Source organism: Mycolicibacterium sp. XJ879 (assembly GCF_053483935.1).
The window spans coordinates 125,718-139,332 of the sequence record NZ_JBEFTH010000011.1 but is presented as its reverse complement, the minus strand read 5'-3'; the positions used below and the strand labels follow the sequence as shown (position 1 = coordinate 139,332).

Annotated in this window: 16 protein-coding genes; 11 read left to right on the top strand and 5 right to left on the bottom strand. The window is 65.4% G+C overall.

Translation table 11 applies throughout. The annotated features are described in order from the left end of the window. The 5 genes from ABQF13_RS21525 to ABQF13_RS21505 all read right to left on the bottom strand — a co-directional run. Positions 1-1,223, bottom strand: a 1,223-nt coding sequence (locus ABQF13_RS21525; protein ID WP_448394816.1) for a hypothetical protein, incomplete at its 3' end; no start/stop codon positions are given. Then, positions 1,213-1,644: a carboxymuconolactone decarboxylase family protein gene (locus ABQF13_RS21520; RefSeq protein WP_448394814.1), complete on the bottom strand. Its 432-nt coding sequence runs from the start codon at positions 1,642-1,644 to the stop codon at positions 1,213-1,215. The genes ABQF13_RS21520 and ABQF13_RS21525, both read right to left, overlap by 11 nt. A 4-nt stretch (positions 1,645-1,648) precedes the next feature. Next, positions 1,649-2,500: an NAD(P)-dependent oxidoreductase gene (locus ABQF13_RS21515; protein WP_448394813.1), complete on the bottom strand. Its 852-nt coding sequence runs from the start codon at positions 2,498-2,500 to the stop codon at positions 1,649-1,651. Next, positions 2,497-3,249 (bottom strand): SDR family oxidoreductase, encoded by a 753-nt coding sequence (locus ABQF13_RS21510; RefSeq protein ID WP_448394812.1) that lies wholly within the window; start codon positions 3,247-3,249, stop codon positions 2,497-2,499. The genes ABQF13_RS21515 and ABQF13_RS21510 overlap by 4 nt, the downstream gene beginning before the upstream one ends. Positions 3,250-3,338: 89 nt before the next feature. Further along, entirely contained in the window at positions 3,339-4,805 is a 1,467-nt protein-coding gene (locus ABQF13_RS21505; RefSeq protein WP_448394811.1) for an aldehyde dehydrogenase, read from the bottom strand. A 140-nt stretch (positions 4,806-4,945) separates the two neighbouring features. Here ABQF13_RS21505 and ABQF13_RS21500 point away from each other — a divergent pair, with 140 nt between their 5' ends. The 11 genes from ABQF13_RS21500 (at position 4,946) to ABQF13_RS21450 (ending at position 13,595) form a co-directional block, all read left to right on the top strand. Next, positions 4,946-5,554, top strand: coding sequence for a TetR/AcrR family transcriptional regulator (locus ABQF13_RS21500; RefSeq protein WP_448394810.1), 609 nt, complete (start codon positions 4,946-4,948; stop codon positions 5,552-5,554). Positions 5,555-5,574: 20 nt separating this feature from the next. Next, positions 5,575-6,786, top strand: a complete 1,212-nt coding sequence (locus ABQF13_RS21495; protein WP_448394809.1) for a cytochrome P450 — start codon at positions 5,575-5,577, stop codon at positions 6,784-6,786. Then, entirely contained in the window at positions 6,786-7,616 is an 831-nt protein-coding gene (locus ABQF13_RS21490; RefSeq protein WP_448394808.1) for an SDR family oxidoreductase, read from the top strand. The genes ABQF13_RS21495 and ABQF13_RS21490 overlap by 1 nt, the downstream gene beginning before the upstream one ends. After that, positions 7,609-8,979, top strand: a complete 1,371-nt coding sequence (locus ABQF13_RS21485) for a lanosterol 14-alpha demethylase (protein ID WP_448394807.1) — start codon at positions 7,609-7,611, stop codon at positions 8,977-8,979. Before ABQF13_RS21490 ends, ABQF13_RS21485 begins: the two co-directional genes overlap by 8 nt. Positions 8,980-8,988: 9 nt before the next feature. Further along, positions 8,989-9,195: a ferredoxin Fdx gene (locus tag ABQF13_RS21480; protein WP_448394806.1), complete on the top strand. Its 207-nt coding sequence runs from the start codon at positions 8,989-8,991 to the stop codon at positions 9,193-9,195. Positions 9,196-9,197: 2 nt separating this feature from the next. Beyond that, complete coding sequence (locus ABQF13_RS21475; RefSeq protein ID WP_448394805.1) at positions 9,198-9,743, top strand: nuclear transport factor 2 family protein; 546 nt, start codon at positions 9,198-9,200, stop codon at positions 9,741-9,743. Positions 9,744-9,835: 92 nt separating this feature from the next. After that, positions 9,836-10,963 carry an NDMA-dependent alcohol dehydrogenase gene (locus ABQF13_RS21470; protein WP_448394804.1) on the top strand — a complete coding sequence of 376 codons (1,128 nt, stop codon included), beginning with the start codon at positions 9,836-9,838 and terminating at the stop codon, positions 10,961-10,963. Between the two features lie 5 nt (positions 10,964-10,968). Further along, positions 10,969-11,400, top strand: a complete 432-nt coding sequence (locus ABQF13_RS21465) for a nuclear transport factor 2 family protein (protein ID WP_448394803.1) — start codon at positions 10,969-10,971, stop codon at positions 11,398-11,400. Positions 11,401-11,425: 25 nt separating this feature from the next. Beyond that, on the top strand, positions 11,426-12,256 hold the full coding sequence (locus ABQF13_RS21460) for an SDR family NAD(P)-dependent oxidoreductase (RefSeq protein WP_448394823.1): 831 nt from the start codon (positions 11,426-11,428) through the stop codon (positions 12,254-12,256). 38 nt (positions 12,257-12,294) lie between these two features. After that, positions 12,295-12,702 carry an HIT family protein gene (locus ABQF13_RS21455; protein ID WP_448394802.1) on the top strand — a complete coding sequence of 136 codons (408 nt, stop codon included), beginning with the start codon at positions 12,295-12,297 and terminating at the stop codon, positions 12,700-12,702. Positions 12,703-12,776: 74 nt separating this feature from the next. Then, entirely contained in the window at positions 12,777-13,595 is an 819-nt protein-coding gene (locus tag ABQF13_RS21450; protein WP_448394801.1) for a hypothetical protein, read from the top strand. Positions 13,596-13,615 lie beyond the last annotated feature (20 nt).

Genomic DNA, 13,615 nt, shown 5'->3' with positions numbered 1-13,615 from the left:
AGCACGGTGAGCGGCAGCGACTTGCGCGGCTGGAACGCAAAAGTCGCGCCGCCGCTGACCTTGGCCACCGAAACCTCGGAGAATTCCTTGGCGGCCGTGTCGGTTTCGACGATGCGTGCCGTCCAGTTCTGCTGATCGCCACCGATTTCCACGTCGAGGTGGCGGTCCACGGCGGCGACGATGGCCTGTAACGGGCGCTTTTCGTCCGGCGTCACCAGCGACACCCAGGCGCCGTCCTCGTGGGCGGGCGAGCGCCGCACCCCTACGACGTCGGGCCCGAACTCGGCGTCGACGTAGGCGGCGGGGTTCAGCAGCGGGTGCAACTGCAGCACCCGAACGGACCCCTCGATGCCGCCGGGCAGTTCCAGTGCCTGGTGGATACGCTCGGCGCCCAGCCCGGCGACGCCGATGAGCTGCTTGGTGCAGATCTCGGTGGCCAGCGCTTGGTCGGTACCGGCGCGCTTGCCGACGGCGATGACGAACGACAGGTTCAGCAGGTGCATCTGCAGGCAGATTTCGTCGGCCATGCGCACCAGCGCCGAGTGGGAGAACGCGGAGAAGTCCAGATCCGTCACCAACGGACCCGAGTAGTCCGACTGACCGTCGTCGTCGGGATCGATCGGATCGAGGTCGGTTCGGGCCGCACACGTTCGGCGCACCACGTCGAGCACGGGGTGATCGTCGACCGGCGGGTAGGACTCGTCGATGATCACGCTCCACGCACAATGCGGTTGCCGGTCGGCGGGTTCGCGCGGCGGGCGGTGGATCGGACGGATCTGGGCCTTACGGTTGGTCGCGACCGCGGTGGCGTCGAATGTGGGGTCTTCGATGTCGTGGCACATGCCGCGCACATAGTCCTCGCCCATCGGTTCGACGTCGAGCAGCGCACCGCAGTGGTCGAGCTGGAACTCGCCGTGCCAACGGTCGTACACGGTGTAGCGGAAATCCATGAACTGCGGCGGTGCGCCGATGTCGAGCTGCAGACCCTTGAAGATCGTGATGACGTCGTCACCCTGGTAGCGCAGCGCCTCCTGCATCCGCTTGGTGTAGATGGGGCTGGCGCCCATCCATTCCTCGATCGCGATCTGCAGCATTTCTTCTCGGCCGAAATTACTGATGCACCAGGCCATTCCGGACCGGTCGATCATCTGGCCGATCAACAGCAGCTCCGGGAGCAAGGTGGCCAGCTGCTCCCGGGACAGCCCGGCATACCTACTGGTCATCGAGCGTCTTCCCGGAGTGCATCTTCACTGCCGCGTTCACGTTGGCTTTTTTGTCCTCGCCTTTGCCCTTCTTGCGGTTCTTGATGACCTTGCTGACCGCCCCGTCCAACTTCGAGCCCAGCGGGAACCCGAGGTAGTGGGTCAAGAAGACCGCCATCTCCTTGAGTTCGTCCTCGGTCATCTCATCGTTGGCCAGCGCCGCGTTGGCCTGGATCTCGGCGAGTTCGGCGCTCCCGACGGCGGTTACGGCGGTCAGTGTCATGATCCGCTTGTCGCGCATCGACAGGCCGGGACGCGTCCAGATGGTGCCGAAGAGATGGTCGACGGTGAGATCGAAGTACGGGTCGCCTTCGATGTTGGGCATCTCCCAGCCGTAGACCTCGTTCATCTTCTCGAGGCCTTTGCGGCGCTGTTCGTCCACGGTGCTACTCCTTTGTGTGCGGTACGCCCAACCCTGCAGCGAGGTTCTTCAACGCGAGCTGTGCCAGCGGGAGGTCGACACCGGTGTCCTCGCCGAGGGCGACGGCAAGGGTCAGGTCCTTCTCCCCCAGCCCGCGGGTGTGCAGGAACGGTTCGTAGAGGAAATGGTCGGCTTCAAGCGGTTTCGTGTCGTCGCGGAACATGATCGCGCCCGGCCCACCGGTCAGCTTGTCGGTGTGGCGCACCACGTTGCCCAAATCCTGCAGGTTCACCCCGGCGGCTTCGGCCAGCTGCTGTGCCTCGCACACCGCGGCATAGCCGACGAAGGTCAGCATATTGCGGGCGATCTTCATCCGGGTGCCCGCACCGGGTGCGCCGGCGTGGATCACCAGCGATGCCCACTGCTTGAACGGTTCGCTCACCAACGCGAACGCCTCGTCGCTGGCGCCCACCATGGTCGCCAGCTGACCCTTCTCCGCAGCGCCCGCGCCGCCGCTGACCGGCGCGTCGGCGATATGAATACCTTTGGGCTGCAGCTCCGCTGCGAGCTGCTCGGCGGTCTGCGGGCTGATCGTCGAGTGGATCGCGATGACGGTGCCCGGCTTCGCGTGTGCCGCCAACTCGCCGACGACGGTGCGCACCTGCTCATCGTTGAGCACCGTCACGCTGATGATGTCTGCACCGGCCACGTCGGCGACGCTGTCGGCAAGCGTCGCACCGACTTCGGCCAGCGGCGTCATCGCCTCGGTACGCACGTCGTACACCGTCACGCCGCCGGGCCATTTGACCATCCGCTTGGCCATCGGCGCGCCCATGTTTCCCAGCCCGATGTAGCCCAGCTTCACCTGCTCGCTCATGACCGGATGATCTGTCCGCCGTCGACGTTGAAGATTTGGCCGGTGATCCACTTGGCCTGATCGGAGAGTAGGAACAGGCACATGCCGATGAGGTCGTCGGGTTGTCCCATGCGCGACAACGGGATTCCCTTCACGATGTCGGCGACCATCTCCTGCGGCGTGGTGGTGCGGTTCGCCTCGGTGTCGATGGGGCCCGGGGCGATCGCGTTGATGCGGATGTTCATACCGCCCAGTTCGCGGGACAGTTGTTGGGTGAGCCCGTTGACCCCGACCTTGGCCAGCCCGTAGAAGTTCGCGTACATCCATGCCGCGGTCGAGGACTGGTTGACGATCGCTCCCCCACCGCGTTTGGCCATCTTCTTGTACACCGCGCGGGTACACACCAGCGCGCCGTCGAGGTTCACGCTCATGAACTTCTTGTAGTACTCCCAGTCCACGGTGAGCAGCAGGTCCAGCTTCATCCCACCGAAGATCGCCGCGTTGTTGACCAGGTAGTCGATGCCGCCGAATTCCGCGAGCGTACGGTCGGCCATGGCTTTCGCCGAGTCGATGTCCGACACGTCGACGGGCACGCTGATCGCCGTGCCGCCGTCGGCGCTGATCTGCTTGGCCACCGCTTCGGCCGCCTCGGCGTTGATGTCGGCCACCACCACCGCCGCACCATCACGGGCCAGCGCCTCGGCGTAGGCCTGGCCGATCCCGCCACCGGATCCGGTGACGATCGCCACCTTGTCGTCGAACTGCCCCATCGTGTTCCTTCCTCACTGCCGAGTGTGGGCTTGATGCACGTTCTCGCGCTCTTTCGCGTGCGGGTAATCCACGTTCGGCGGGTGAAAAGTCAGACCGCTGTCGCGATCGCCTTGATTTCCAGGTACTCCTCGAAGCCGGCCAGCCCCATTTCCCGGCCGATCCCGGATTGCTTGTATCCGCCGAACGGCATATCGGCCGAATACCAGACGCCGCCGTTGACGTTGACCGTACCGACGCGCATCCGTGCTGCAACGCGGTTGGCGCGCTCGACGTCCGGGGAGAACACGGTGCCGGACAGACCGTAGGGCGAGTCGTTGGCGATGCGGACGGCGTCGTCGTCGCCGTCGTGGGCGATCACGGTGAGCACCGGGCCGAAGATCTCCTCGCGCGCCACCTTGGCGTTGTTGTCCAACCCGGCGATCACGGTGGGCTCGATGAAGAACCCCCTGTCGCGGCCGGCGGGTCGACCACCGCCGGCGGCGAAGCGGCCGCCCTCCTCGACGGCCGAATCGAGATAGCCCTGCACGCGGTCGCGCTGGCGCGCCGAAATCAGCGGGCCGCAAATGGTTCCGGCGTCGTCGGGATCACCCGGGACCAATCCGGCCATGGTCGCCGCGGCGGCGTCGACGGCCTCGTCGTAGCGGGCCCTCGGCACCAGCAGTCGGGTGGTGATTGCGCAGCCCTGGCCGGCGTGCATCGACGCGGTGAACGCCGACATCGAGCAGGCACCCGCCAGATCGGCGTCGTCGAGCACCACGAACGCCGACTTGCCACCGAGTTCGAGGAACACCTTCTTGACGGTGGCCGAGCCGTCGGCCATCACGTTGCGGCCGGTCGCCGTCGACCCGGTGAACGAAACCATGTCCACCCGTGGGTCTTTGGAGAGCAGCGCGCCGACGCTGTGGTCGCTGGCGGTGACGATGTTCACCACGCCCGCCGGGATGTCGGTGTGCTCGGCGATCAGCTCCCCGAGCACGGCTGCGCACCACGGGGTGTCCGGGGCGGGTTTGAGTACCACGGTGTTACCGGCCGCCAAGGCGGGCCCGAGCTTGGCGAGGTTGATCTGATGCGGGAAGTTCCACGGCGTAATAGCACCCACTACCCCGACTGGCTCGCGGGCGATCGTCCGGTGTGTCTTGATGCCCATCGGCGAGGCGACACCGAGATCGGTTGTCCACTGGTAGTTTTCGGCGGTGTCGGCGCAGAAGCTCAGGTCGGCGACGGGTCCTTCGAGCTGCGCGGCGGAGGTCAGCATGCGCGGCGCGCCGACCTCGGCAATGGTGATCTCGCGCAGTTCTTCGACGTGCCTGGTCATCGCCTCCTGCAACTGGCGCACGCAGCGCACCCGCAGCCCGGAGTTCGTCGACCAGTCGGTGTCGTCGAAGGCGCGACGCGCCGCCTCGATCGCGCGACCCATGTCGTCAGCGTTCGCGTCGGCCGCGACGCCGAGCACCTCCTCGGTGGCCGGGTTGATCGTCGGGAACGTCCCCACACTTCCCGCGACGAGCTTGCCGTCGATGAACAGTCGACTCTCGCGATTGGCTAGCAGTGCCATCGGCCTCCGATCGAACGCTACTGGACAACTGTCCGAAATGTATCAGTCGAACCATAGTCGCAGATCATCGCGCCTGGCAAGGGCGACTTCTCCTACCTGCACGCTTGCCGATGAATGTGTTCATCGGATACCTTGGACACGTGTCCAGCGATCCGGCGGTTGCGATCACCAGCCCGCCCACCGAGGCGTCCGGTGAAACCCCGCGCAACCGGCGCCAGGAGGAGACCTTCCGCAAGGTGCTCGCCGCCGGGATGGAGATGCTGCGCGAATCCTCGTACGCCGATCTGACCGTCCGCGCGGTCGCGGCGCGCGCCAAGGTCGCACCCGCAACGGCCTACACCTACTTCTCCTCCAAGAACCACCTGATCGCGGAGGTCTACCTGGATCTGATGCGTCAGGTGCCGTACTTCACCGACGTCAACGAGAGCCGGCTGGTCCGGGTCGAGAAGACGCTGCGCAGCATGGCGCTGATGATCGCCGACGAACCCGAGTTCGCGGCCGCATGCACGACGGCGCTGTTGAGCGGAAATGACGCCGCGGTGCGCAGCGTGCGTGATCGCATCGGCGCGGAGATCCACCGCCGCATCCGCGCAGCCATGGGCCCCGACGCGGATCCGCGCATGTTGTCGGCGTTGGAGATGACGTTCTTCGGCGCGCTGGTCAACGCGGGCAGCGGCGCCTTCACCTATCGCCAGATCGCCGACCGCCTCAGCTACGTGGTCGGCCTGATCCTCGGAGAGGATCCATAGATGAAGCTCGGAGCAGAACAGTGACCGTCCCGACCAGTGACCTGGTGCTGGACCCGTACAACTACGACTTCCACGAAGACCCGTACCCCTACTACAAGCGGCTGCGTGACGAGGCGCCGCTGTACCGCAACGACGAGTTGGGGTTCTGGGCGCTGTCGCGGCACAGCGATGTGCTGCAGGGTTTCCGCAACAGCACGACGCTGTCGAACAAGTACGGCGTGTCACTGGATCCGGCGTCGCGCGGCCCACATGCGTCGAAGACGATGTCGTTTCTGGCCATGGACGACCCCGCACACCTGCGGCTGCGCACGCTGGTCTCCAAAGGCTTCACCCCGCGTCGAATCCGCGAACTGGAACCTCGGGTCACCGAGATCGCGGTACGGCATCTCGACGTCATGCTGGAGAAGGCCGATGCCGGAACGGTTGACTACGTCAACGAATTCGCGGGCAAGCTGCCGATGGACGTCATCTCCGAGTTGATGGGCGTGCCGGAACCCGACCGAGATCAGGTGCGCGCGTGGGCCGACGGCGTCATGCACCGCGATGAAGGCGTCACCGACGTGCCGCCGGCCGCCGTCGAGGCCTCGATCAACCTCATCGTCTACTACCAGGAGATGGTGGCCGGGCGCCGCAAGAAACCCACCGACGACCTGACCACCGCGCTTCTGGAGGCCGAGATCGACGGTGACCGGCTCACCGACGACGAAGTGCTCGGGTTCATGTTCCTGATGGTCATCGCCGGCAACGAGACCACCACGAAACTGCTTGCCAACGCGGCGTATTGGGGCCACAGAAACCCCGACCAGCTCGTTCCGGTGTATGCCGACCTGGACCGCGTACCGCTGTGGGTGGAGGAGACGTTGCGCTACGACACTTCCAGCCAGATCCTGGCGCGGACGGTGGTCGGCGACCTCACCCTGTACGGCACCAAGATTCCCGACGGCGACGTCGTGTTGCTGTTGCCGGGTTCGGGGCATCGCGACGAGCGGGTGTTCGACGAACCCGACGAGTACGTGATCGGCCGCGAAATCGGGGCGAAGCTCCTCAGTTTCGGCAGCGGTGCGCACTTTTGCCTCGGTGCGCATCTGGCCCGGATGGAGGCGCGGGTCGCGTTGACCGAACTGTTCAAACGAATCCGGGGATACGAGGTCGACGAAGCCAACGCCGTCCGCGTCCACTCGAGCAACGTCCGCGGATTCGCCCACCTACCCATCACTGTTGAGGTTGCCTGATGCCACGCTTTGATCCACTTCCGGACCGTCGACCCGCCATCGTGGCGGGCGCGTCGTCGGGAATCGGCGAAGCCACCGCACTGCATCTGGCGGCGCGCGGATTTCCCGTCGCCGTCGGGGCACGGCGCGTCGAGAAGCTCGACGAGCTGGTCGGCAAGATTCGGTCCGACGGCGGCGAGGCCGTCGGGTTTTACCTCGACGTCACTGATCCCGACTCGGTCAAATCGTTTGTCGCCCAGTCGGTTGAGGCACTCGGGGAGATCGAGGTGCTGGTCGCCGGCGCGGGTGACACCTACTTCGGCAAGCTCTATGAGATCAGCACCGACGAGTTCGAATCGCAGCTGCAGATCCATCTGGTCGGCGCCAACCGATTGGCCACCGCGGTGCTGCCGGGGATGATCGAACGCCAGCGAGGCGATGTGATCTTCGTCGGCTCCGATGTCGCGCTGCGCCAGCGCCCACATATGGGCGCCTACGGCGCCGCTAAGGCAGGCCTGGTGGCCATGGTCAACAACCTGCAGATGGAACTGGAGGGCACCGGCGTACGCGCGTCGCTGGTGCATCCCGGGCCAACCAAGACAAGCATGGGATGGAGCCTGCCTGCCGAGAAAATCGGTCCAGCCCTTGAGGACTGGGCGAAGTGGGGACAGGCCCGGCACGATTACTTCCTGCGGGCGTCGGATCTGGCCCGCGCCATCACGTTCGTGGCCGAGACACCGCGCGGCGGGTTCATCGCGAACATGGAGCTTCAGCCCGAAGCCCCGTTGGCCGACAACACCGACCGTCAGAAGCTCGCACTGGGCGAAGAGGGGATGCCAGGACATGGCTGAATCAAGTGCCGCGACGACCGCGATCGTGCCCCGGGTTTCCGGCGGCGAGGAAGAACACGGACACCTTGAGGAGTTCCGCACCGACCCGATCGGGTTGATGAGGAGAACGCGGCAGGAATGTGGGGATGTGGGCTGGTTCCAGCTCGTCGACAAGCACGTCATCCTGCTGTCCGGGGCGGAGGCCAACGAGTTCTTTTTCCGTTCTGCCGACGAGGATCTCGATCAGGCCGAGGCGTACCCGTTCATGACACCGATCTTCGGCAAAGGCGTGGTGTTCGACGCCAGCCCCGAGCGGCGCAAGGAGATGCTGCACAACTCGGCGCTACGTGGCGAACACATGAAAGGCCACGCGGTCACCATCGAAGGCGAAGTGCGCAAGATGATCGCCGACTGGGGCGATGAAGGCGAGATCGAGCTGCTGGACTTCTTCGCCGAGCTGACCATCTACACCTCCACCGCATGCCTGATCGGGTTGAAGTTCCGCAACCAACTCGACCACCGGTTCGCCGAGTACTACCACGACCTCGAGCGCGGCACCGACCCGCTGTGCTACGTCGACCCCTACCTGCCGATCGAGAGCTTCCAGCGCCGCGATGCGGCACGGGTGAAACTGGTTGGGCTGGTGCAGGAGATCATGGACCAGCGGCTGGCCAACCCGCCCAAGGACAAGGCCGACCGCGACATGCTCGACGTGCTGGTGTCGATCAAGGATGAAGACGGCAATCCCCGGTTCTCCGCAGACGAGGTCACCGGGATGTTCATCTCGCTGATGTTCGCCGGGCACCACACCAGCTCGGGCACGTCGGCCTGGACGCTGATCGAGATGATCCGCCATCCCGAGGTCTACCGGGAAGTCACCCAGGAGCTCGACGAGCTCTACGCCGACGGGCAAGAGGTGAGTTTCCACGCGCTGCGCCAGATCCCGCTGCTGGACAACGTTGTCAAGGAGACACTGCGGCTACACCCGCCGCTGATCATCCTGATGCGGGTGGCCCAGGGCGAGTTCGAAGTGGCCGGCTTTCCGATCCACAAAGGTGACTTTGTCGCCGCGTCACCTGCCATCAGCAACCGGATCCCCGAGGACTTCCCCGAACCGGACGCGTTCAAGCCGGAGCGTTACAACAAGCCCGAGCAGGCCGACATCGTCAACCGCTGGACGTGGATTCCGTTCGGCGCGGGCAGACACCGCTGCGTCGGCGCGGCATTCGCCCAGATGCAGATCAAGGCAATCTTCTCGGTTCTGCTGCGCGAGTACGAGTTCGAGATGGCCCAGCCCGCCGACACATACCGCAACGACCACTCCAAGATGGTCGTGCAGTTGCAGCGCCCTGCCAAGGCCCGCTACCGCAAGCGTCGGTCGTAGGAGGAGCCGATGGGTTACCGAGTCGAAGTGGATCTGGACCTGTGCCAGGGCCACGCCATGTGCGAACTGGAGGCACCCGACGTGTTCGCGGTGCCCAAACGCGGCAAGGTCGAAATCCTCGACACCGAGCCGCCCGACGAGGCCCGAGCCCAGGTCGAAGAAGCCGTCATGCAGTGTCCCACTCAAGCTCTGTCCATCAAAGAAACAGGAGACTGACAATGCCGTCATTGCCGCGTGAGCAGCTCGAAGAATGGGTCGAGCGGTGGCTGGAAGCCAATCGCGAGGCCGAACGCAAAGGTGACTGGAAGGGGTTGGCCGACTTCTTCACCGAGGACGCCACCTACGGCTGGAACATCGGGCCCAAAGAGGACGTAATGTGCGTTGGCCGCGACGAAATCCGTGACGTCGCGCTGGGCCTGGAGATGGAAGGCCTGGAGAACTGGGTCTACGAGTACCAGCGGGTGCTGATCGACGACAAGCTCGGTGAGGTCGTCGGCTTCTGGAAGCAGATCGCGCACAAGTCCGACGGCACCAAGAGTGAGATCTACGGCATCGGCGGCAGCTGGTTCCGGCTGGACGCCAACCTCAAGATCGAGTGGCAGCGCGACTTCTTCGACTTCGGCCACGTCGCCAAGGGGTACGCGAAGCTGATCGAGTCCGGCGACCTGTCCGCCGGTATGCAGAAGCGCATCGAGCGGGCGCTGGCCGGGGAGAAATTGCCGGGCTACTACCCGGTGGGACAGGCGCCCGTGCCGCTCTGGTGAACCCGGCCAAGCAGTTGATTGGGGGTGCCTGTGACGCATCTAACTATTAGCTCTAGTCTGTGGTCACACGCTGAAATGGAAGGCACGTAGGAATGAAGACAAAAGGCGCGCTCATCTGGGAGTTCAACCAGCCGTGGTCGATCGAGGAGATCGAGATCGGCGACCCCGTCAAGGATGAAGTCAAGATCCAGATGGAAGCGTCCGGGATGTGCCACTCCGACCACCACCTGGTCACCGGCGGTATCCCGATGGGCGGTTTCCCCGTGCTCGGCGGCCACGAGGGTGCCGGCATCGTCACCGAGGTCGGACCGGGCGTCGACGACCTCGCCCCCGGCGATCACGTGGTGCTGTCGTTCATCCCGTCCTGTGGCAGCTGTCCGTCGTGTCAGGCCGGCATGCGCAACCTGTGCGACCTCGGTGCGGGCCTGCTCAACGGCGCGGCGGTGTCCGACAACACGTTCCGGATCACGGCCAAGGGCCAGAACGTCTTCCCGATGACCCTGCTGGGCACCTTCTCCCCGTACATGGTCGTGCACAAGTCCTCGGTCGTGAAGATCGACCCGTCGATCCCCTTCGAGGTGGCGTGCCTTGTCGGTTGCGGCGTCACCACCGGGTACGGCTCGGCCACCCGCACTGCCGACATCCGGCCCGGTCAGGACGTCGCGGTCGTCGGTGTCGGCGGGGTGGGCATGTCGGCGCTACAGGGCGCGGTCGCCGCGGGCGCCCGGCACATCTTCGTGATCGAGCCGGTCGAGTGGAAGCGCGACGCCGCACTGAAGTTCGGTGCGACGCACGTGTATCCGGATCTCGAGACCGCGATGGCCGGCATCGCCGAGGTGACCCTCGGTCTCATGGCGCACAAGGTGATCGTGACGGTCGGCGAGTTGCACGGCGCCGACATCGAGAACTACATGAACATCACCGCCAAGGGCGGCACGTGTGTGGCCACCGCCATCGGCAGCCTGCTGGACACCCAGGTCACGCTCAACCTGGCGATGCTCACGCTGATGCAGAAGAACCTGCAGGGCACCATCTTCGGCGGCGGCAACCCGCACTACGACATTCCGCAGCTGCTGTCGATGTACAAGGCAGGCAAGCTCAACCTCGACGACATGATCACCCGCCAGTACAAGCTGGAGCAGATCAACGAGGGCTACCAGGACATGTTGGAGGGCCGCAACATCCGCGGCATCATCCGCTACACCGACGACGACAGGTGACCGGCATGACCGAAACCGTCGCGCAGACACCGGCTTTGGCCGCATCGCAGGGCTCGTGGCGCTGCGTTCATGCTCACGACAAAGAGGGCTGGCTGGCCCTGATGGCTGACGACGTCGTCATCGAGGACCCGATCGGGCCGGCCATCACCAACCCCGACGGCAACGGCGTGCGCGGTAAGGAGGCGGTCGCGGCGTTCTTCGACGCCAACATCGCCACCAACGATCTCCGCATCACCTGTGAGGAAACGTTCCCGTCGAGCTCACCAACCGAGATCGCCCATATCCTGGTGCTGCGCAGCAAGTTCGAGAACGGTATGACCAGCACGGTGCGCGGCGTATTCACCTACCAGGTCAACGACGCCGGTCTGCTGACCAACCTGCGCGGCTACTGGAACATGGACGCGATGCAGTTCGGTCAGGCGGGCGAAAGCAATTAACCCACCGTTGGCCGACCGCGGCGCTGTGGTCGTCGGCGGCTCGCGCGGCGTTGGGCTCGCGGTGGCTGAACTGCTCGCCCAACAGGGTGCAGGCGTGGTGGTCAACGGACGCGATGCCGACGCGGTATCCGAAGCGACCCAACGCATCCCGAATGCAGTGGGCCTCGCAGGCTCTCCCGCCGAACCGGAGCTTGCCGACGCGTTGATCGATAAGTGCATTGGCGAGTTCGGCCGCATCGACATCCTCGTCAACTGTGCGGGCATCGCGGAGCCGCCCGGCTCGTCAATACTGACGGTCAGCAGCGCGCAGTTTCGCGATCTGGTCGACGCGCATCTCGGCACGGTATTCGAGACGTGCCGCGCCGCGGCACCGCAGATGGTGGCCCAGGGCGGCGGCGCGATCGTCAACACCAGTTCGTTCGCCTTCCTCGGCGACTACGGCGGGACCGGCTATCCGGCGGGCAAGGGCGGCGTCAACGCGTTGACGATGGCGATCGCGGCCGAACTGAAGGAGCACGGCGTCCGCGCGAACGTCATATGCCCCGGCGCCAAGACCAGGTTGTCGACCGGCCGGGAGTACGAGGCCCACATCGCGGAGTTGAATCGGCGTGGGTTGCTGGACGACGTGAGCATGCAGGGCGCCCTCGACGCGGCGCCGCCAGCGTACGTCGCCCCGACCTACGCCTATCTGGCCAGCGACTTGGCGAAGGACGTGACTGGTCAGGTCTTCATCGCCGCGGGCGGTTTCGTCGGCCGCTTCGACCGGCCGACGCCAACGGTCCTCGCGTTCCGCGATCACAACGACTCGCCGCCGTGGACGGTTGCCGAGATCCACGCAGCCGTCCACGCAGGCTGAGGCCAGGCTGACATCGCTGCGCTCACTATGCTCGAAGGATGGCAACAGTCTTCAGCAAGATCATCAACGGGGAACTGCCCGGCAGGTTCGTGTACGAAGACGACGAGATCGTCGCGTTTCTGACGATCGAACCGATGACGCAGGGCCACACGTTGGTGGTGCCGCGAGCGGAGATCGACCATTGGCAGGAGATCGAACCCGCGGTTTTCGGCCGGGTCATGGAGGTTTCGCAGCTGATCGGCAAGGCGGTGTGTAGGGCCTTCGGTGCCGACCGGGCCGGTGTGATCATCGCCGGGCTCGAAGTACCGCATCTGCACGTGCACGTATTTCCGGCCTACAACCTGACCGATTTCGGGTTCGCGCACGTCGACCGCAACCCCTCAGCGGAGTCACTCGACGAGGCACAGGCCAAGATCAAGGCAGCGCTGGCCGAATTATCCTCCTGATCGGCGATTTGTGTGCGCTTGAGCGCGCTCAGCGCAACAAAACGCACACAACTCGCAGTCTCTAGACTGGGGCGATGAACCTCGGCAAAGCCGTGACGGACCTGGCGACAGCCCCGGTACGAGTCGGGCTCGCGATGGCCGACGCCGGCATTTCCATGGCCAGCGGCGCGCTCGGCATTGCGCAGCGGTCACTTGGTGAACCGAATACGGCGACGCGCAACGCCTCGGTGGCGCACATGTTGGGTATCGATGACGCGGTAGAGCGCGCGAACCGACTGGCCAGGCTGATGGACGACGACGCACCGCTGGGGCGGGCGCTGCGGCCCAATGGTCCGATCGACCGGCTGCTGCAGCCCGGCGGGCTGGTCGATCAGCTCACCGAGGAGGGCGGCTTGCTGGACCGGCTGACCGCGGAGAACGGTCCGATGTCCCGAGCTCTGGCTCCCGGTGGGCTGGTGGACCAGATCGCCTCCGAAGACGGCTTGATCGACCGGATGACCGCCGACGACGGCGCATTTTCTCGGGTCATCGCGCCGGGCGGGCTGGCGGATCAACTGCTGGCCAACGACGGCCTGATCGAGCGGGTGCTGCGCGAGGACGGGGTGGCCGACCGGCTGCTCGCCGAGGACGGGCTGCTCGACACGTTGACCGATCCCGACGGGCCGCTGCTGAAGCTGGCCGACGTCGCCGACACCCTGAACCGGTTGGCGCCCGGGCTGGAGGCGTTGGCGCCGACGATCGACGCGCTGCACGAGGCCGTCGTCACGCTGGCGCAGGTGGTCAATCCGCTGAGCAACATCGCCGACCGGATCCCGATCCCGGGCCGGCGGCCGCGGGCCCGTACGACGTCGCGTACCGTGACGTCACAGCGCATCATCGAGGCCGAGGAGTGACCCGATAAGCTCGGACCTTG

Coding starts and splice junctions, on each gene's coding strand:
- ABQF13_RS21490 (WP_448394808.1), top strand. CDS start 6,786: ATGCCACGCTTTGATCCACTTCCGGACCGTCGACCCGCCATCGTGGCG.
- ABQF13_RS21505 (WP_448394811.1), bottom strand. CDS start 4,805: ATGGCACTGCTAGCCAATCGCGAGAGTCGACTGTTCATCGACGGCAAG.
- ABQF13_RS21515 (WP_448394813.1), bottom strand. CDS start 2,500: ATGAGCGAGCAGGTGAAGCTGGGCTACATCGGGCTGGGAAACATGGGC.
- ABQF13_RS21480 (WP_448394806.1), top strand. CDS start 8,989: ATGGGTTACCGAGTCGAAGTGGATCTGGACCTGTGCCAGGGCCACGCC.
- ABQF13_RS21455 (WP_448394802.1), top strand. CDS start 12,295: ATGGCAACAGTCTTCAGCAAGATCATCAACGGGGAACTGCCCGGCAGG.
- ABQF13_RS21470 (WP_448394804.1), top strand. CDS start 9,836: ATGAAGACAAAAGGCGCGCTCATCTGGGAGTTCAACCAGCCGTGGTCG.
- ABQF13_RS21465 (WP_448394803.1), top strand. CDS start 10,969: ATGACCGAAACCGTCGCGCAGACACCGGCTTTGGCCGCATCGCAGGGC.
- ABQF13_RS21450 (WP_448394801.1), top strand. CDS start 12,777: ATGAACCTCGGCAAAGCCGTGACGGACCTGGCGACAGCCCCGGTACGA.
- ABQF13_RS21475 (WP_448394805.1), top strand. CDS start 9,198: ATGCCGTCATTGCCGCGTGAGCAGCTCGAAGAATGGGTCGAGCGGTGG.
- ABQF13_RS21485 (WP_448394807.1), top strand. CDS start 7,609: ATGGCTGAATCAAGTGCCGCGACGACCGCGATCGTGCCCCGGGTTTCC.
- ABQF13_RS21510 (WP_448394812.1), bottom strand. CDS start 3,249: ATGGGGCAGTTCGACGACAAGGTGGCGATCGTCACCGGATCCGGTGGC.